We start from the raw sequence: 17,918 nt of genomic DNA, 5'->3' as shown, positions 1-17,918 counted from the left end.
GGGACCCCCACGCCGGGGGATCAGGCCCCCGCGTCGGCCGTCGGGAGCAGGCGTTCGAGGACGTCGGCGAGGGTGATCAACCCGACCACCCGGCCGTTGTCGGTGACGGTGGCCAGGTGGTTGCGGGTCTCGCGCATGGTGCGCAGCGCCTCGTACACCGGCACCGCCGTCTCGAGGGTCAGCGCCGGGCGCATCAACTCGGCGGCGGTCACCCCGTCGGCGGCGTGCAGGCTGTCGCGCACGTGCACCACCCCGTCGACGTGCCCGTTGCCCCGCACGAGCAACCGCAGGTGCCCGGTGCGCCGGGCGGTGTCCCGGATCTGCGCGGCGTCCGCGTCAGGGGTGACACTGCTCGGGCGGGCGTTGGGGCGGACGATGTCGCCGACGGTGAGGGCCTCGAGTTCGAGCGCGCTGGTCAGGTGCCCGTGGTAGCGCTCGTCGAGGGTGCCGACGGTGGCCGAGTGCTCGACCAGGTGCCGCAACGCATCCGGGTCCTGTCCGGCGCCGACCTGGTCGACCGGGACGACACCGACCCGCCGCAGGCACCAGTTGGCCAGGTGGTTGAGCTGCACGATCACCGGCCGGGTCAACCACATGAACGCGCGCATCGGGAGCGCGAGCATGGTCGCCGACTTCTCCGGGTGCGCGATCGCCCAGGACTTCGGGGCCATCTCCCCGACCACCAGATGCAGGAACGTCACGATGATCAGCGCCAGGACGAAGCCGGCGACGTCGGCCAGCCAGAGCGGAGCGCCCCAGTCCTCGAACACGGGAGTGAGCCAGTGGTGCACGGCGGGCTTGGTCACCGCACCGAGGGCCAGGGTGCACACGGTGATGCCGAGCTGGGACCCGGCGAGCAGGACCGACAGCTCCGAGGCGCTGCGCAGCGCCGCGCGGGCGGCACGGCTGTGCGGGGCGGCGTCCTCGAGGCGGTGCCGGCGGGCGGCGATGAGCGCGAACTCGACCGCGACGAAGAAGGCGCTCGCCGCGATCAGCCCGACCGTCACGGCGAGCACGACCCAGGGATTACTCATCGCCGGTCACCTCACCGTCGGTGCGCACGGTCACCAGCACCGAGGACGGCACGCGCCGGTCGATCTCGCGGACCTCGGCGATCAGCGTCCGCGCCGGGGGTGCGCTCTCGTGCACCAGATCGGCCGGGTCGGGCTCCAGCGGGATCGCGACGGTGTCGCCGACGGCGGGCAGGCCGCCGAACTCGGCGATGACCAGGCCGGCGAGGGTTTCGTAGTCGCCCTCGGGCAGCTCCTGGTCGAGGGTGCGGGCGACCTCGTCGAGGTGCACGTCGCCGCGGATGACCCAGCCCTCACCCTGGCGGGTGATCACCTGCGTCTCGACGGCGGTGTCGTGTTCGTCGGCGATCTCCCCGACGAGTTCCTCGGCCATGTCCTCGACGGTGACGACGCCGGCGAAGCCGCCGTACTCGTCGACCACCAACGCCATCTCCTCCTGCCCCTCGGTCAACCGGGCCAGCACATCGGGCAGCGGCAGCGTCGTGGGCACGATCACCGCGGGCCGGCACACCGTCCCGGCCGTCCCGGTCGTCGCGTCCAGGGCGAGCAGATCGTGCAGATGCACCACACCGCGCAGGTCGTCGGCGGAAAAGCCGACCACCGGATACCGGGTGTGGCCCTCGCTCATCCTCGCCAGCACCCGCGTCACGGGTTCCCCGGCGCGGACGTAGTCCACGCGGGCACGCGGAATCATGGCGTGCTCGGCGGTGCGGGTCGGGAAGTCGAGGATCCGGTCGAGCAGGGTCGACAACTCCGTGGGCAGATCGCCGGCGTCGCGCGATTCGGCCACGATGTGCTCGAGGTCGCGGACGGTGGCCGAGTGCTCCACGTCGTGGACAGGTTCGATCCGCAGCGCGCGCAGCAGCAGGTTCGACGAGGCGTCGAACAACCTGATCAACCAGCCGAACAGCTTCAGGTAGAGCGTGGTGGACAGCGCCAGCCATCGAGCGACCGGCTCGGGCCGCGCGATCGCGAGGTTCTTCGGGAACAGCTCACCGAAGACCATCTGCACCACGGTGGAGAACAACACCGCCAGCACCGTGCCGACCGCCACCCCGACCGCGGTCGGGATGCCGACACCACCGAGGAGCTCCCCAAGGCCGCTGCCGATGAGCGGTTCGGCGACATAGCCGACGAGCAGGCCGGTCACGGTGATGCCGAGCTGAGCGCCGGAGAGCATGAACGAGGTGCGGCGGGTGACCGACAGGGCGCGGGCCGCGGCGGCGTCGCCGGCTTCGGCACGCGCCTTGAGCCGGGACCGGTCCACCGCCATGTAGGCGAATTCCTGGGCCACGAAATAGCCGGTCAGGGCCGTGATGGCCAGGACCACGAGGATGCCGAGTGCGATACCGAGGACGGTCAGCACGGTCGGCTCCGAGGGGCGGTGACGGACGGGGCGTCACTCGGGGGCGGGGAGGGTCTTCGAGGTTTGCGCTTGGCGCGTCTCATGGCTCTCTCTGCAATAGGCGACGACTTCCTGTCACAGAATACGACGAATCGGGCCGCCGACGAGTTCCCTCGTGCGGTGCCGACCCGGTCACAGGGGTCCGGCACCGCACGACGACGCGACACCCGGGCGACGACGGCGCGAATACCGCGCCGAAGCCGTCGGCAGTGCTTGGCTGTTCTGGCAGACGGCCACATCGTGAGGAGCCTCGATGAGCGACACCACCGCTTTCCCCCTGCCCGGGCACGCCGGCACCCTGTCCGCCCGGTGCTGGGTCCACGACGACCCGCGGTACGTCGTGCTGCTGTGCCACGGCTACGGCGAGCACGCCGGCCGCTACGAATACGTGGCCACCCGACTGGTCGCCGACGGTGCCGTGGTCTACGCCGTCGACCACGCCGGGCACGGGCTCAGCGAGGGGGAACGCGTCCTGATCGAGGACTTCGAGAAGGTCGTGGACGACTTCCGTCTGCTCGACGTCAAGGCCCGCAGCGAGCACCCCGGCCTGCCGGTGGTGCTCGTCGGGCACTCCATGGGCGGGCTGATCGCCGCCCGCTACGCGCAGCGCTACGGTTCCGAACTGACCGCGGTGGTGCTGTCCGGCCCGGTGCTGGGCCGCTGGCCCGCCCTCGAGGCGATGCTCGCGGCGGAGGAGATCCCCGACGCACCCATCGACCCCGCGACGCTGTCGCGCAACCCGGAGGTGGGCCGCGCGTACGTGGACGATCCACTCGTCTGGCACGGCCCCTTCAAGCGGCCCACCGTCGAGGCACTGCAGCGTTGCCTCGACGCCGTCACCGGGGCAGGCACCGTCGGCGACGTGCCCGTCCTGTGGCTGCACGGCGAGGACGACCAGCTCGTCCCGCTCCCGGGCAGCCGCGAGGGCTGGGCCACGTTTGCCGGACCACGGTCGACGTCGAAGGTGTATCCCGGGGCACGGCACGAGATCTTCAACGAGACCAACCGTGACGACGTGCTCGACGACGTCGTCGATTTCGTGCGTGGGGTCCTTCCGGATCGGGGGTGATCCGAAAGGACACCACGGCGGCGCAGCCGCCTACTTGACCACGTTCACCATCTTGCCCGGTACGACGATCACCTTCCGCGGCGCGGCACCCTCGAGGAGGGCGGCGATCTTCTCGTCCGCGAGCGCCGCGGCCTCGATCGCCTCCCGGTCCGCGTCGGCCGGCACGGTGATACGGCTGCGCACCTTGCCGTTGACCTGGATCGGGTACTCCACCGTGTCCTCGACGAGCCACTTCTCGTCCGCCACCGGGAACGGACCGTGGGCCAGCGACTCGGTGCGCCCGAGCCGCGACCACAGCTCCTCGGCGACGTGCGGGGCCACCGGGGCCAGCATGAGCACGAGCGGCTCCACCGCCGTCCGCGGCGCCCCGTCCGGGTACGCCTTGGTGAGGTGGTTGGTGTACTCGATCAGCTTGGCGATGGCGGTGTTGTCGCGCAGGCCCGCGTAGTCGTCGGACACGCCCGCGATCGCCTTGTTGAGGGCGCGCAGCGTCTCGTCGGTCGGCTCGGCGTCGGTGACCCGCAGCGCGCCGGTCTCCTCGTCGATCGCGGCCCGCCACACCCGCTGCAGGAACCGCTGCGCCCCGACGACGTCCTTCGTCGCCCACGGCCGGGACTGGTCCAGCGGGCCCATCGACATCTCGTACACACGCAGCGTATCGGCGCCGTAGTCGTCACAGATCTGGTCCGGCCCAACGGAATTCTTCAGGGACTTGCCCATCTTCCCGTACTCGCGGTGGACTTCCTCACCCCGGTGGAAGAACTTCCCGTCGCGCTCCTCGACCTCGTCGGCGGGCACGTACACGCCGCGCGAATCGGTGTACGCGTACGCCTGGATGTAGCCCTGGTTGAACAGGCGCCGGTACGGCTCGGACGAGGTGACGTAGCCGAGGTCGAACAGCACCTTGTGCCAGAACCGCGCGTACAGCAGGTGCAGCACGGCGTGCTCGACACCGCCGACGTACAGGTCGACCCCGCCGGGGTCGTGCGGGCCGTGGATCTGCGGGCGCGGACCGGTCCAGTACGCCTCGTTCTCCTTGGCGCAGAACTCGTCCGGGTTCGTCGGGTCGATGTAGCGAAGCTGGTACCACGAGCTGCCGGCCCACTGCGGCATGACGTTGGTGTCGCGGGTGTAGTGCTGCAGCCCGTCGCCGAGGTCGAGTTCGACGTTCACCCACTCGTCGGCCTTGGCCAGCGGGGGCGACGGCTCCGAGCTCGCGTCCTCGGGATCGAACGACACCGGCGCATAATCCTCGACGTCCGGAAGTTCCACCGGCAGAGTAGATTCCGGCAGAGCGTGCGGGTTGCCGTCGGTGTCGTAGACGATGGGGAACGGCTCTCCCCAGTACCGCTGCCGGGCGAACAGCCAGTCCCGCAGCTTGTACTGGATGGTGCCGGTGCCCGCACCCGACTCCTCGAGCTTCGCGACGACCGCCTTCTTCGCGTCGGCGACGCTCAGCCCGTTGAGGTAGCCGGAGTTCACGAGCGCCCCGTCGCCGGTGTACGCCTCCTCCGAGATGTCGCCGCCCGCAATCACTTCCACGATCGGCAGGCCGAACGCGGTGGCGAACTCCCAGTCGCGCTGATCGTGGCCGGGCACGGCCATGATCGCGCCCGTGCCGTACCCGGTGAGCACGTAGTCCGCGATGAACACGGGCAGCGACTGCCCGTTCACCGGGTTGACTGCGTAGGCGCCGAGGAAGACGCCGGTCTTCTCCTTGCTCTCCTGCCGCTCGAGATCGGACTTCGCGGCGATCGACGCCCGGTAGGCGGCGACGGCCTCGGCCGGGGCGGCGGCGCCACCGGTCCAGCGCTCGTCGACACCCTCCGGCCATGCAGAAGCGACGATCTCGTCGACGAGTGCGTGCTCGGGCGCCAGCGTGACGTAGGTCGCGCCGAACAGCGTGTCGGGGCGCGTGGTGAACACCTCGATCGTGGCATCCGGACAGCCGGCGGCGGATTCCCCGGCGCCTGGCTCGCCCCGGACGGCGAACGTCACCTGCGCCCCGTGCGAGCGCCCGATCCAGTTGCGCTGCATGGTCTTGACCTTCTCGGGCCAGTCCAGGTACTCGAGGTCGTCGATGAGGCGGTCGGAATAGGCGGTGATCCGCATCATCCACTGCTGCAGGTGCTTGCGGAACACCGGGAAATTGCCGCGCTCGGAGCGGCCCTCGGCGGTGACCTCCTCGTTGGCCAGCACCGTGCCCAGACCCGGGCACCAGTTGACGAGGGAGTCCGAGCGGTACACCAGCCGGTACTCGTCGAGGGCGGCGAGCCGCTCCGCCTTCGACAGCGACGCCCAGTCGCGTCCGTCCGCGAGCGCGCGGGTGCCGGCGTCGAGCTCGGCGGCGAGCTCGTCGATGCGGCGCGCCTTGTTCTGCTCCGGGTCGTACCAGGCGTTGTAGATCGTCAGGAAGATCCACTGGGTCCAGTGGTAGAAGTCGACGTCCGTCGTCGCGACCGAGCGGCGCTCGTCGTGGCCCAGCCCCAGCCGGCGCAGCTGCCGCTGCATGTTCTCGATGTTCGCCTCGGTCGTGGTGCGCGGGTGCGTGCCCGTCTGCACCGCGTACTGCTCGGCCGGCAGCCCGAACGCGTCGTAGCCCAGCGTGTGCAGGACGTTGTGGCCCAGCATGCGGTGGTACCGGGCGTACACGTCGGTGGCGATGTAGCCGAGGGGGTGACCCACGTGCAGGCCCGACCCGGACGGGTAGGGGAACATGTCCTGCACGAACAGCTTGTCCTCGGGAACGTCGCCGGCGAGCGGGCCGACCGGGTTCGGCGCGTTGAACGTGCCGCGCTCACGCCACAGATCCTGCCAACGCCGCTCGATCCGGCCGGCGAGATCGGCGGTGTATCGGTGTTGCGGGGTGGCGTCGGACGACGGTGTGGAGGGCTGCGCAGGACGAGTCACGGTGGTCGCTATCTACTTGGCTGACGTCATTTACCTCCGACCAGGGTAGAGCCTGGCCCGACCCGGCCCGACCAGCGGCTGTGCCTCCCACGTATCCTCGAGGGGTGCTGATCGTCGCCATCGTCTTGTTCGTGCTCGCTCTCGCCGTCGGCGGGATCGCCGTCGCCGGACTGACCGGGCGGCTGCCGCGTAACCGGTGGGCGGGCGTGCGCACCGCCGACGCCCTGCGCGACGAGACGACGTTTGCCCTGGCCAACAAGGTCGCCGCCCCCAGTCAGCTCGGTGCGGCAGGCCTGCTCGTCCTCGGCGGCGTGGGCGCGCTCGCGCTCGATACGGTCCCGGGTCTGATCGCCGTCGTGGGTGCCGTGATCGCGGCCTTCTTCACCGCCGGTGTGGGCGGCTCCATCGGCGCCCGCGTCGCGGCGGCCAGCGCACCGGCCGAGACCGCCGGGTGCGGCACGTCGTGCGGGGCGTGCAGCCTGCGCGGCGCCTGCGAGCCGACCGCCTGAGCGCAGCGCACGGCGCAGGGTGACCGCCTGAGCGCAGCGCACGGCGCAGGGTGACCGCCTGAGCGCAGCGCACGGCGCAGGGTGACCGCCTGAGCGCAGCGCACGGCGCAGGGTGACCGCCTGAGCGCAGCGCACGGCGCAGGGTGACCGCCTGAGCGCAGCGCACGGCGCAGGGTGACCGCCTGAGCGCGGTTCCCTCCGGTCGAGAGGTTCTCAACCCCGCGTCCGGGGGAGATACTGACAGGGTGACTCCGGCACTGGCCGGTGCCCGGCTGAAGTCGACGATCCGCGACGCGGCCGCCGCGGCGACGGACTCCGCCGAGTTCCGGGAGGTGGTCCTGGACGCGATCCGCGCCCGGGTGCCGTACGACGGGGTCTGTCTGGCCACCATCGATCCCGCGGCTCTCGTCCCGACCACACTGACGACCCGCGGATACGAGGTTCCGCGGGCCTATGCGTCCGCCCTCGAGTTCGAGTACGGCGAGGACCCCCAACCGGGCCGGTTCGACTCGCTGCTGCACCGGGAGGTCCCCATCCGGACGCTCCGCGAGGTGACCGGCAACCGCGTCAGGAGCAGCCGGCAGTATGCCGAACTGCTCGCGCCCTACGGGATGCAGGACGAGGTACGCATGCTCTTCCGCGGCCGCGACGGAGCCTGCTGGGGCGCGTGCACGATGAGCAGGCGGCCCGGCCCGGAGTTCGCCGACGAGGAGCTCGAGACCCTGGGGACGGTGCTCACCGACATCGGGGAGGGGTTGCGCACCACCCTGTTCCGCGACGGCACCCGCACCCCCCACCCCGGCTCCGAGGGACCTGCCGTCGCGATCGTCGGCCCCGACGACGAGTTCGAGTCGATCACCGTCCCCGCACTCGAGTACTTCGAACGGCTCGGCTGGGGGCCGCCCGGCAGGCCCGTGCCCACCGCGCCCGCGGTGTCAGCAGCACTGTGGCTGCGGCGATCCGGGACGGATTCCGCGGTCTTGCGGGCCCGCACCCTCGACGGTGAGTGGGTCGTGATCCGCGTCGGGCGGTTCGACGGCGAGCACCCGCCACGGCGCGTGCTGATGACCGTGGAGCGGGCGCAACTCCCGGAGATCGTGAGCCTGGTCGCGGCAGCGCACGGGCTGACCCGGCGCGAGTCGGAGGTACTCACGCAGGTTCTCGCCGGCAGGACCCGTCACGAGATGGCCCGTGTCCTGGGCATCAGCCCGTACACGGTGCAGGATCACCTCAAGGCCGTGTTCGCCAAGACCGGCGTCAACAGCCGCGCGAGTCTCGTCGCCAAGCTGGCCCACACCGAGTACGTACCGCGCCTCGGCCAGCGCATCGGCCCCGACGGCTTCTTCACCGAACGACGTTCCCCGGAGCCGGCTTCGGCCCCGAAGAGCTGAACCGCGCGCCCCTCGGCGACTCGGCCTGCGAAGCTCATTCCCAGCGCCGCACGCGCCGGTAGCGCGGGTTCCACCAGAACCGGTGCACGAGCCGCAGCGGCACGGGCAGCTCGCTCAGCACGCGGCGGGCCTGCTCGGGGGTGGCCCCCTCGACGACGTACGGACCCAGCTGCGCGATGTCGCTGTAGGCCAGTTCCTTGACGGCGGCCTTGGACAGCGCCTGCCATTCCTGCGCGGTGATCACCTCCTTGATGAGCGGGAACGCGTCGCGCTCCTCGTGCGCGAGGTGCGACTGCAGCAGCGCCACGAGGTCGTCGATCCGATGCGGCACCTGCCGCGGGCCGTGCTCCCGGTCGTCGAACGCGTCCTCCAGTGCGGCGAGCGTGGGATCGATGAGGGAGTGCTCGGCCTCCATGTCGTCGAGCACCGCGAGGTCGTCGGGGCGGTCCGCGAGCTTGCGGCGCATCAGCGGCCAGATGTGGGTGTCCTCGATCCGGTGATGGTGGTGCAGTTCCCGGCTGAAGCCGCGCCACCCGACGAGCAGGGCGTCGTGCGTCTCGTCGTTCTCGGTGCCGTAGGTCTGGGCCACGTGCGCCAGGCGCGTGGCGTCGCGGCGGAACGCGGCGTGCAGCAGCGTCATCACGTCCATGTCCTCGTCGGTCAATGCAGTGGACTTGGTGGTGGTCATGTCGTCGACCTCGATCCCGTCGTGCTCGAACCCTTGCTTTCGAGCGTGCGACCGGCGAGGGCGGCGCTCAATCCCACATTCGGGGGAGATCGGGAGGCGGGCGGCGGCGGTTCGCCGTTCCCTACGCTGGGCCCGTGACCACCCGCCGCGTGATCGACCCCGCCGGGGCCCTGTTCGGGCTGGGGCTGCCCCTCGTCGCCGCCGGGGCGGCGCTGCTGCTGCCGCGACTGTGGGAGTCGCGCCTGCCCCCGCGGATCGCCACGCACTGGTCCGGGTCGGCACCGGACGGATTCTCGGACCCGGCGTCGTTCTCGTGGACGATGGCGCTGGTGATCCTGCTGGTCGGCGGCGGCTGCAGCGCGATCGCGGCGCTGGCCCCCGCAATGCTGATGATGCGGCGCTACATGCTGGTGCTCGGTCTCGGGGTGACCGGCCTGCTGTTCACCCTGTGCGCGACGGTGCTCGTGGGCCAACTGGACGCGCCGGCCGAGCAGGCGCAGCTGCCGATGTGGAGCATCGGGGCGGGCGTCGCGCTCGGCGTCGCCGTCGGGATACTCGGGGCGTCGCTGCTGCGGGACCACCGGGTCCGGCGATCCGCCGTCGCCCGCCCCGATCCGGCGCTGCCGCGCGGCCCGGTCGAGCTGCCGATCGTCGAGCAGGTCGGCACCGGAACGCGCACCACCCTCGTGCTCGCGGCGCTGGTCCTGGCCCCCGCGGTCCTCGTGTGCGGCGCGGCGCGCAGCTGGTGGCCGCTGGCGATCTTCCTGCCGGTCGCCGTGCTCGTGCTGAGCCTGCTGCGGTTCCGCGTCGTCGTCGACGACACGGGCGTGCGGGTGCAGAACCTCGGGATGACCGCGGTGGACTACGGTCTCGACGAGATCGTCGGCGCGAAGGTCGCTCACGTACGTCCCTTCCAGGACTGGGGCGGGTGGGGACTGCGCGCCAGGGGCCGGGGCCGGTACGGCCTCGTCACGATCACCGGTCCCGCGCTCGTGGTCACCGTCGCCGGAGGGCAGGAGTTCACCGTCACCGCGTCGCAGGCCGAGCGCATGGCCGGCGCGCTCAACACCCTCGCCGATCGTCGCTGACCGGTGCGATCCGAGGACGCGGGCTACGCGAACAGCCCGCGCGTACGCGGCTGATCCGGTCTAATGGGAGCGATTGCCGACGAGTACGGAGGCCGACGTGAGCCATCGGAAGCAGTTGCACCCAGACGGAGTCCTCGAACCGGCGTACACCGGGCGCATCGACAGTGAGCCGGTTCCGGCGCTGCGGCTGCCGAAGCACTCGATGGATCCGGGGGAGGCGTACCGGTACATCCACGACGAGCTGATGCTCGACGGCAGTTCGCGGCTGAATCTCGCCACCTTCGTCACCACGTGGATGGAGCCGCAGGCCGATGTGCTCATGGCCGAGACGTTCGACAAGAATCTCATCGACAAGGACGAGTACCCGGCGACCTCGGCGATCGAGGAACGCTGCGTGGCGATGGTCGCCGACCTGTTCCACGCGCCGGGACTGTCCGACGTCGATCCGGCGTCCGCGACGGGTGTGTCCACGATCGGCTCGAGCGAAGCGGTGATGCTCGCGGGCCTGGCGCTCAAGTGGCGCTGGCGGGCCCGGCGGCAGGCGGCGGGCGAGGACACCTCACGTCCGAATCTGGTGCTGGGCAGCAATGTTCAGGTGGTGTGGGAGAAGTTCTGCCGCTACTTCGACGTGGAGGCGAGGTACCTGCCGATGGAACCCGGCCGCTACGTGATCACCCCCGAGCAGGTGCGGGAGGCGTTGGACGAGAACACGATCGGTGTCGTCGCGATCCTCGGCACCACGTACACCGGTGAGCTCGAACCGGTGGCCGAGATCGCCGGGATGCTCGACGACGTGGCCGACGCGGACGGTCCCGACGTGCCGCTGCACGTCGACGCGGCGAGCGGCGGATTCGTCGTGCCGTTCCTGCATCCGGAACTGGAGTGGGACTTCCGGGTGCCGCGGGTGGTGTCGATCAACGTCAGCGGGCACAAGTACGGCCTGACCTACCCTGGCATCGGGTTCGTGGTGTGGCGCGACAAGGAGTACCTGCCCGAGGACCTGGTCTTCCGGGTCAACTACCTCGGCGGGGACATGCCGACCTTCACCCTGAACTTCTCCCGGCCCGGGAACCAGATAGTCGGCCAGTACTACAACTTCCTGCGGCTCGGCCGCGACGGGTACCGCCGGGTGATGAAGACGCTACGGTCCACCGCGAGCCGGCTGGCCGAGCAGATCGCCGGGATCGAGGGGATGCGCCTGATCTCCGACGGCACCGCCATCCCGGTGATCGCGTTCGAGCTCACCGGGGATCCGGGCTTCACCGTGTTCGACGTCTCGCACGAGCTGCGGACACACGGCTGGCAGGTGCCGGCCTACACGATGCCGGCCGACGCCCAGGACGTGGCGGTCCTGCGGATCGTGGTCCGGGAGGGGTTCAGCGCCGACCTCGCGCGGCAGCTGTTCGCCGACCTCGCGCGGGTGTGCGCCGAGTTGCGGAAGGAGGGACCGCTCCGGCACACCAGCGAACAGCACTTTGCGCACTGACCGCCGGGTCACTCAGTTCCGCTCGACCTCGATGGGGTGCGTGGCCAGCAATGCGAGCGGTAGCGGCTGCCGGCGCAGCACCCGCGCCCACAGGTCGACTCGCGGCGGTCCGAGGATGTCCTGGGGGAGGGCGGAGATGACCATCCAGTCGTCGTTGCGGAGTTCGCCATCGAGCTGGCCGGCGCTCCACCCGGCGTAGCCGGCGAAGATGCGGATGCCTTCCACGAGCGGGCCGATGACGGCCGGGTCGGAGTCGAGGTCGATCATGACCACCCGCCCGTCGATCCGGCGCACCCCCGGCACGCCCTCGACGGAGACGCCGACGCGCAGCGTGCCCAGGCACAGCGCCGAGTCGCGCCGGACGGGGCCGCCGACGTAGAGCGCCTTCGGATCGGCGCTGAGCGCCGTCCACTGCGGCAGCACGGCCTGGACCGCGGTGTCGCTGGTGCGGTTGAGCACCACGCCGAGGCTGCCCACGTCGCCGTGCTCGATGATGTAGACGACCGTTCGCCGGAAGGTCGGCTCGACGAGGTCGGTGGCCGACACGAGCAGGGTTCCGGGCCGGACGGCCGGTGTCGCCGGTGCCGTGCGGTCCTCGGGTTCGTCCTGATGCTGCGCCACCCCGACATCATCCCACCGTCGCCGACGGCGCGTGGCGGCAAGGCGGGGGAGTTGTTCAGGACAGCCCGACGGTCTCGGCGAGCACCGCGAGGTGATGGTCGAACAGCTGCCCGGGGTCGGTGAAGGTGTCGGTGCCGTACTGGCCGAAGACCTCGAAGTTCACGGCCCCGAACAGGGCGGCCCAGACCAGCACGCCGCGCGCGAGGACGGCGTCGGGAACGCCGGTGCCGAGTTCGGCGCGGATCCGGCCCAGGTCGGCGGTGAGGGTGTCCGGCACGGCGACGGTGGTGGGGATGCGGAGGGTGCCGGCGGCGTGGGCGTCGTCGAGGATGCGGACGAGCCGGACGACGACGCGGGTGCCCGGACCCGTGGTCCGCTCGGCGGGGGCGTGGTAGCCGGGGACCGGGCTGCCGAACAGCAGGGCATAGCGCGCGGGGTCGCGCAGCGCCCAGGCGCGCACCGCGTGGCCGAGCACCCGGAACTGCTCGGCGTGGGCGTCCGCGGCGACGTCGGCGAGCGCGCCGTCGACCGTGTCGGCGAGTTCGGTGTAGCCGTCGACGACGAGGAGGGTGAGCAGTTCGTCGCGGCTCGCGACGTAGCGGTACACCGCCGAGGAGACGACGCCGAGGTCGCGGGCGACGGCGCGCAGGGACAGCGCGGCGGCGCCGTGGGTGGCGAGGTGTTCGCGGCCGATCCGCAGGATGTCTGCCATCGTCTGCTGCCGGGCGCGGGCGCGGGGGGTTCCGGTCATGTCCCTCACCCTGCCAGATGTGCGAGCACCGTCAACAACAGTGAGCAGTGCTCTTGACTTTGCCCACTCGGGGGCGCATCGTGGTGTCAGACAGAGAGCAGTGCTCACATTTCGAAGGAGCTGACCACCATGTCGAATCTGCAGGTCGTCACCGGAGCCGGGCCCGTCGGCTGGACCGTCGCCGAACAACTCGCCGACCGGGGCCACCGCGTCCGCGTCCTCACCCGGTCCGGCAACGGCCCCGAGCACCCGCTCGTCGAACGCCGCCGGGTCGACGTCTCCGATCCCGCCCGGCTCGGCCCCGCGCTCGAGGGTGCCGGTGCCGTGTACCACTGCATCCACGGCTCGGCCTACCGCGCCGACACCTGGGAGCGCGAACTGCCGGCGGCGGAGAGCACGGTCCTCGAGGCGGCCGGGCGCACGGGCGCGGTGGTGGTCTTCCCCGAGAGCCTGTACTCCTACAGCGAACCGGACCGGGTCATGACCGAGGACTCGCCGCGCGCGAGCACCACCGGCAAGCGGGGCGTGCGGGCCCGGCTGCTGGACCGCCGCGCCGAAAGCGCCACCCCGACCGTGAGCGTGGTCGCCTCCGACTTCTTCGGCCCCCACGCCCGCACCGCCCACGCGGGCGAGCGGATGGTGCCGGCCATCCTGGCCGGGCGCAGCCCCCGCGTGCTCGGCTCACCCGACGTACCGCACTCGTTCACGTACGTGCCGGACCTGGCTGCCGCCATGATCGCGGCCGCGGCGAATCCCGCGGTGTGGAACCGGGTCCTGCACGCTCCCACCGGTCCGGCCGGCACGCAGCGCGACCTCGTCGCCGCGTTCGCCGCGGCCGCGCAGGTGCCGGCTCCGAAGGTCGGCACGATTCCCACCTGGATGCTGCGCGGCGCCGCGCTGGTCAACCGCGACGCCCGCGAACTGACCGAGATGCTCTACCAGTTCACCGATCCGTTCGTCATGGACTCCGCGTACAGCGAGGAACTCCTCGGCCTGCGCCCGACGCCGCTGCCCGAGGCCGCGGCCGCGACGGTGCGATGGTGGCGCGAGCGGTGACACTCACTTCCCGGTCTGGGAGGCGGCCGCCCGCTCGTCGAGGTCCGCGAGCGTGATCGGGTGCCGCGGGGGCTCGTCGACGACGACGGTGCGGGTGACCCGGAGCTCGCCGTCGACGTGCAGCAGCTCCCCGCAGCGCAGGTCCGACCAGCCCGGATCCTCGTCCATGCGCTCGCTGGCGACCACGACCGCCGGGTGCCGTGCCAGGTGGCCCGAGCGCACCCGGACCGTGCCGGCCTCGCTGGCATGCTCGAGATGGCGGCCGCCGTGCGGGCCGCCGGCGGGACGCTCGAGGACGAACAGGTCGTGGGTGTCCGGATAACGCAGCGCCCACAACTGCGTCGCGGTCGTGAGCACGACGTTCAACGCATAGACGGGCAGATTCTCGGCGGCCCACCGGACCGCGGCGGTCAGCCCCGCGCCGACGGCGCCGCCGTGCTCGTCGATGCGACGGGTGACGAGCGCGAAGAAGCGCTCCGAGTCCGTCTCGCCCGTCACCAGGTCGCGGTACGGGCCGAGCTCGGCCTCGAGCCGCGGCAGATCGCCGAGGACGCCGTTGTGGGCGAACAGCCGCCCGCGCTGCTCGAACGGGTGCGTGTTGCCCACGTCCAGGCCTCCCGTCGAGGCGAACCGGATGTGTGCGAGGAACGTCTGCGAACGCCGCTCCTTCGCCTCCGTGGCGAACGCGCGGTCCTCGTACGCCGCCAGCGGCTGCTTCTCCACCACCGGGCGGCCGTCGTCGGTGAACGTCCCGAGCCCGGTGCCGTCCGGTTCACGCCGGCTCTGCCGGGCGAGCGAATCCGATGCGTCGAGCAGCCAGAAGGTGGCGTGCACCCGGTGCGGCGCGGCGGTCAACCCGAACAGTCGGCACATGACGGGACGTCCCCTCTTCCGGAAGTTGCCGGTTGCGCCGAGGGTAGGCCGGAAAACCTCGCCGGGGAGGCGGAACCGTCGTCGCGGGGCGACCCCGCACCGGACGGATAGTGTCGGACACTGTGCGGGAGTCGAGACGGCAGGCGTGGCGATCCACGGCGACGGCTCTGCGCCGATCGCCGGGACTGGCGCGGCTGACGGTCGTCCGCTTCGCCAGCCAGTTCGGGGACGGACTGTTCCAGGCCGCCCTCGGTGGGGCGATCCTGTTCAATCCGGAGCGCCAGACCGATCCCGCCGCGATCGCCGCGGGATTCGCGGTGTTGCTGCTGCCCTACTCGGTGGTCGGGCCGTTCGCCGGCGCGCTGCTCGACCGCTGGGAGCGCCGGCTGGTGCTGCTCGCCGCCAATGCCCTGCGCGGCGTGCTCATCCTCGCCATGTCGGCGCTGCTCCTCACCGGCGGCGGATCCACCGCGCTGCTGCTGCTCGCGCTCGCCGCCGTCGGCGTCAGTCGCTTCGTGCTCGCCGGGGTGTCGGCGTCCCTCCCGCACGTGGTGCGCCAATCATGGCTCGTACCAGTCAATTCCGTGCTCGCGACGGTAGGATCGGGGATCTCTGCCCTCGGGGCGGGCATCGCGGTCACCACGATCGGCCTCGTCGGGGAAGGCGACTTCGGCTCCGGGGTGGCGGTGGCGCTCGGCGTCTCCGGCTCCGTGGTCGCCGCGCTCGCCGCCGGCGGCTTCGCCCGTCATGCGCTCGGTCCCGACCGTGCCGTGCTGCGCCACCCGATCCGGGCCGTCGCCGCCGGTCTGCACACCGGTGCCACGGCGGTGTGGGAGGCACCGGGGGTCACGGTCGCGATGATCGGTATCGGTGCGCACCGCATCGTGTTCGGCATCGACACACTCATCATGGTGCTGGTGCTGCGCGACGCCGACGGGGCCACGCTGCCGGGCGGGCTCGTCGGGTTCGGCGTCGCCGTGGGCGCCACCGCCACCGGGATGCTCGTCGCGGCGGTCGCCGCCCCGCTCGTCATCCCGCGCCTCGGCCGGCCCCGCACCGTCGTCACGGCACTGATCTGCGCGGGCGTCGTCCAGCTCGTCCTCGTCACCGGGTTCGACGAGACGGGACTGCTCGTCGCCGCGTTCCTGCTGGGTCTCGTCGGTCAGACCATCAAGCTCACCGGGGACGCCGCGATGCAGATCGAGATCGACGACGCCCGTCGCGGGCAGGTCTTCGCCCTGCAGGACACCGTGTTCAACATGGCGTTCCTCGCGGCGATCGTCGCGGGCGCCCTGGTCGTCGCGCCCGACGGCCGCAGCCCGGCGCTCGCGCTCGCCGGGGTGGCGGTGTACGTCGCCGGTCTGGTCGCGGCGACGACGATCCGGCGGCTCCGCATGTGAGTCTCCGCGGTTTCGGGCGCCGGATTTGTTAGGTTCTCCGGGGCATTTCCCCGAGTATCCGGAGGAGAACGCGATGGCACGCAGGCACCGCACGCCGCTGGCTGTTCTCGCCCTGGTCTCGTCGATCCTGCCGCTGTTCGCGCTGCCCGCCCAGGCGTCGCCCGCCCCGCCCGTCAACTCGTGCGGCGAACCGGGCTTCGATCCCGCGGTCGAGCCCCCGGACCCCGACGCGCCGCAGCTGCCACGGATCGAGATCCCGCCCGTCGTGAAGATCCCCCTGCCGTACCCCGAGCTCGTGCCGGTCCCGGTCCCCGGCCCGGCGCCGGACAACACCCGCGTGCCGCAGGAGCCGTTGCCCGCCGACCCGTGCGCCGACCCGTGCCCGGACCTCGGTCTCGCGACGGGCGCTCCCGACGCCCTGCCCGGCGGCTCGAGTGGCTCGAGCGGCTCGAGTGGGTCCGCCGGCCCGAGCGGGTCCTCGAGTTACCTGCCGCGCGTCGAGCTGGATCCGCAGCCGGAGACGATCCCGATTCCCGTGCCCGGCGCGCCGGGTGCACCCGTCCCACCGGCCCCGCCACGGGAGAATCCGCCGTTCGAGCCGGGTACCGTCACCGCCCGGCCACCCGCCCCCGCCGTGGGCGACGTCGAGCTGGTCTCCCAGCTGACCGGTCCCGGCTCGGAGAACCGCACCGATGCGCGCTGGGCCGTGCACGGCACCGACCTCGGCATCATGTGGGAGACGCGCCCCGGCGAGGTCGCCCTCGCCTTCGGGGACACGTTCGGGCTCGAATGGACGCCGCCGGGCGGGGCCGGCGGAGACTGGCGCAGCAACGTCCTGGCATTCAGCCGCGACACCGACCTGGCGGACGGCCTCACCATCGACGCGATGGTGCAGGACAGCCCCTGCCACGCCGCGGAGATCCTCGACGCCTGGCATGTGAAGAACTTCGAGACGACCGTCATCCCCACCTCCGGCTTCGCGATCGGCGACCGCCAGTACCTGAGCTACATGTCGGTGCGACGGTGGAGCGTCGTGCCGGGCATGTGGTACACCAACCACGGCGGCATCGCCTACTCCGACGACCACGGCCAGACGTGGACGAAGGACCCGCATGCCCGCTGGGACAACGTGTTCGGGCTCGGCCGGTTCCAGGTCGCGACGATGGTGCCGCACGGCGACCACGTCTACATGTTCGGCACTCCGAACGGCCGCGTCGGATCGGTGGGCCTGGCCCGCGTGCCGGTCGACGACGTGCTCGATCCCTCCGCGTACCAGTACTGGGTGCACGACCGCTGGATGCCCGTCTTCGAGCAGCTCGCCACCCCGCTCGCCGACGGCGCGGCGAGCGAGCTGTCGGTGCGGTTCGACGTCGGACGAGGCCGCTGGCAGATGAGCTACCTGGAACCGATCGCGGGCGAAATCGTTCTCCGCGAGTCGGATTCGCCGCAGGGCGTCTGGTCCGATGCCGCGACGCTGGTACGGACCTCGGACTACCCGAAGGCATACGGCGGCTTCATGCACCCGTGGTCCCACGGCGCGGACCTGTACTTCACCGTCTCCGAGTGGGACAGCTACAACGTCTACCTGATGCGCGCCCGCCTGAACTGAATCACTCTCGCGCGCAGCGTAAGCCGAGCGA

At 71.5% G+C, this 17,918-nt stretch carries 15 protein-coding genes; 8 read left to right on the top strand and 7 right to left on the bottom strand.

All coding sequences use genetic code 11. The features are described 5' to 3' along the window. Positions 1 to 20: 20 nt before the first annotated feature. Both JYA75_RS04570 and JYA75_RS04565 read right to left on the bottom strand, forming a co-directional pair. Positions 21 to 1,034 carry a hemolysin family protein gene (locus JYA75_RS04570; RefSeq protein WP_203329732.1) on the bottom strand — a complete coding sequence of 338 codons (1,014 nt, stop codon included), beginning with the start codon at positions 1,032 to 1,034 and terminating at the stop codon, positions 21 to 23. Further along, positions 1,027 to 2,397: a hemolysin family protein gene (locus JYA75_RS04565; RefSeq protein ID WP_072633783.1), complete on the bottom strand. Its 1,371-nt coding sequence runs from the start codon at positions 2,395 to 2,397 to the stop codon at positions 1,027 to 1,029. Before JYA75_RS04565 ends, JYA75_RS04570 begins: the two co-directional genes overlap by 8 nt. A gap of 292 nt (positions 2,398 to 2,689) precedes the next feature. Here JYA75_RS04565 and JYA75_RS04560 point away from each other — a divergent pair, with 292 nt between their 5' ends. Next, the gene (locus JYA75_RS04560) at positions 2,690 to 3,505 is read left to right on the top strand and encodes an alpha/beta hydrolase (RefSeq protein ID WP_029546772.1); all 816 of its coding nucleotides are present in this window, start codon (positions 2,690 to 2,692) and stop codon (positions 3,503 to 3,505) included. A gap of 30 nt (positions 3,506 to 3,535) precedes the next feature. On the opposite strand, the gene leuS is transcribed toward JYA75_RS04560, so the two are convergent. Then, a complete protein-coding gene (gene leuS / locus JYA75_RS04555; RefSeq protein WP_203329731.1) occupies positions 3,536 to 6,415 on the bottom strand; it encodes a leucine--tRNA ligase in 2,880 nt (959 codons plus the stop codon). Positions 6,416 to 6,519: 104 nt separating this feature from the next. On the opposite strand from leuS, the gene JYA75_RS04550 reads away from it, so the two are divergent. Continuing rightward, the gene (locus JYA75_RS04550) at positions 6,520 to 6,924 is read left to right on the top strand and encodes an SdpI family protein (RefSeq protein WP_006934385.1); all 405 of its coding nucleotides are present in this window, start codon (positions 6,520 to 6,522) and stop codon (positions 6,922 to 6,924) included. 245 nt (positions 6,925 to 7,169) lie between these two features. Next, entirely contained in the window at positions 7,170 to 8,315 is a 1,146-nt protein-coding gene (locus JYA75_RS04545) for a helix-turn-helix transcriptional regulator (protein WP_050036212.1), read from the top strand. A gap of 34 nt (positions 8,316 to 8,349) precedes the next feature. On the opposite strand, the gene JYA75_RS04540 is transcribed toward JYA75_RS04545, so the two are convergent. Further along, on the bottom strand, positions 8,350 to 9,003 hold the full coding sequence (locus JYA75_RS04540; RefSeq protein ID WP_203329730.1) for a hemerythrin domain-containing protein: 654 nt from the start codon (positions 9,001 to 9,003) through the stop codon (positions 8,350 to 8,352). 134 nt (positions 9,004 to 9,137) lie between these two features. On the opposite strand from JYA75_RS04540, the gene JYA75_RS04535 reads away from it, so the two are divergent. Both JYA75_RS04535 and JYA75_RS04530 read left to right on the top strand, forming a co-directional pair. Then, a complete protein-coding gene (locus JYA75_RS04535) occupies positions 9,138 to 10,091 on the top strand; it encodes a DUF1648 domain-containing protein (protein WP_203329729.1) in 954 nt (317 codons plus the stop codon). A 97-nt stretch (positions 10,092 to 10,188) separates the two neighbouring features. Continuing rightward, positions 10,189 to 11,577, top strand: a complete 1,389-nt coding sequence (locus JYA75_RS04530) for a glutamate decarboxylase (RefSeq protein WP_185713352.1) — start codon at positions 10,189 to 10,191, stop codon at positions 11,575 to 11,577. A gap of 12 nt (positions 11,578 to 11,589) precedes the next feature. Here JYA75_RS04530 and JYA75_RS04525 read toward each other — a convergent pair whose 3' ends face one another. Further along, positions 11,590 to 12,198, bottom strand: a complete 609-nt coding sequence (locus JYA75_RS04525) for a YqgE/AlgH family protein (protein WP_006934398.1) — start codon at positions 12,196 to 12,198, stop codon at positions 11,590 to 11,592. Between the two features lie 55 nt (positions 12,199 to 12,253). Then, positions 12,254 to 12,949 (bottom strand): TetR/AcrR family transcriptional regulator, encoded by a 696-nt coding sequence (locus JYA75_RS04520; protein ID WP_029546778.1) that lies wholly within the window; start codon positions 12,947 to 12,949, stop codon positions 12,254 to 12,256. A 129-nt stretch (positions 12,950 to 13,078) separates the two neighbouring features. On the opposite strand from JYA75_RS04520, the gene JYA75_RS04515 reads away from it, so the two are divergent. After that, positions 13,079 to 14,005 carry an NAD-dependent epimerase/dehydratase family protein gene (locus tag JYA75_RS04515; RefSeq protein ID WP_029546779.1) on the top strand — a complete coding sequence of 309 codons (927 nt, stop codon included), beginning with the start codon at positions 13,079 to 13,081 and terminating at the stop codon, positions 14,003 to 14,005. 3 nt (positions 14,006 to 14,008) lie between these two features. Here the strand turns inward: JYA75_RS04515 and JYA75_RS04510 are convergent, their stop codons facing one another. Then, positions 14,009 to 14,878, bottom strand: coding sequence for a class II glutamine amidotransferase (locus JYA75_RS04510; protein WP_185713353.1), 870 nt, complete (start codon positions 14,876 to 14,878; stop codon positions 14,009 to 14,011). Between the two features lie 122 nt (positions 14,879 to 15,000). Between JYA75_RS04510 and JYA75_RS04505 the strand changes: the two genes are divergently transcribed. Both JYA75_RS04505 and JYA75_RS04500 read left to right on the top strand, forming a co-directional pair. Further along, positions 15,001 to 16,278 carry an MFS transporter gene (locus JYA75_RS04505; protein WP_185713354.1) on the top strand — a complete coding sequence of 426 codons (1,278 nt, stop codon included), beginning with the start codon at positions 15,001 to 15,003 and terminating at the stop codon, positions 16,276 to 16,278. A gap of 73 nt (positions 16,279 to 16,351) precedes the next feature. Further along, complete coding sequence (locus tag JYA75_RS04500) at positions 16,352 to 17,887, top strand: DUF4185 domain-containing protein (protein WP_185713355.1); 1,536 nt, start codon at positions 16,352 to 16,354, stop codon at positions 17,885 to 17,887. Positions 17,888 to 17,918 lie beyond the last annotated feature (31 nt).

It is taken from the genome of Rhodococcus sp. PSBB066 (assembly GCF_017068255.1).
GTDB classification, from domain to species: Bacteria; Actinomycetota; Actinomycetes; order Mycobacteriales; family Mycobacteriaceae; genus Rhodococcus; species Rhodococcus aetherivorans.
This window is presented reverse-complemented; position numbering and strand designations above follow the sequence as displayed.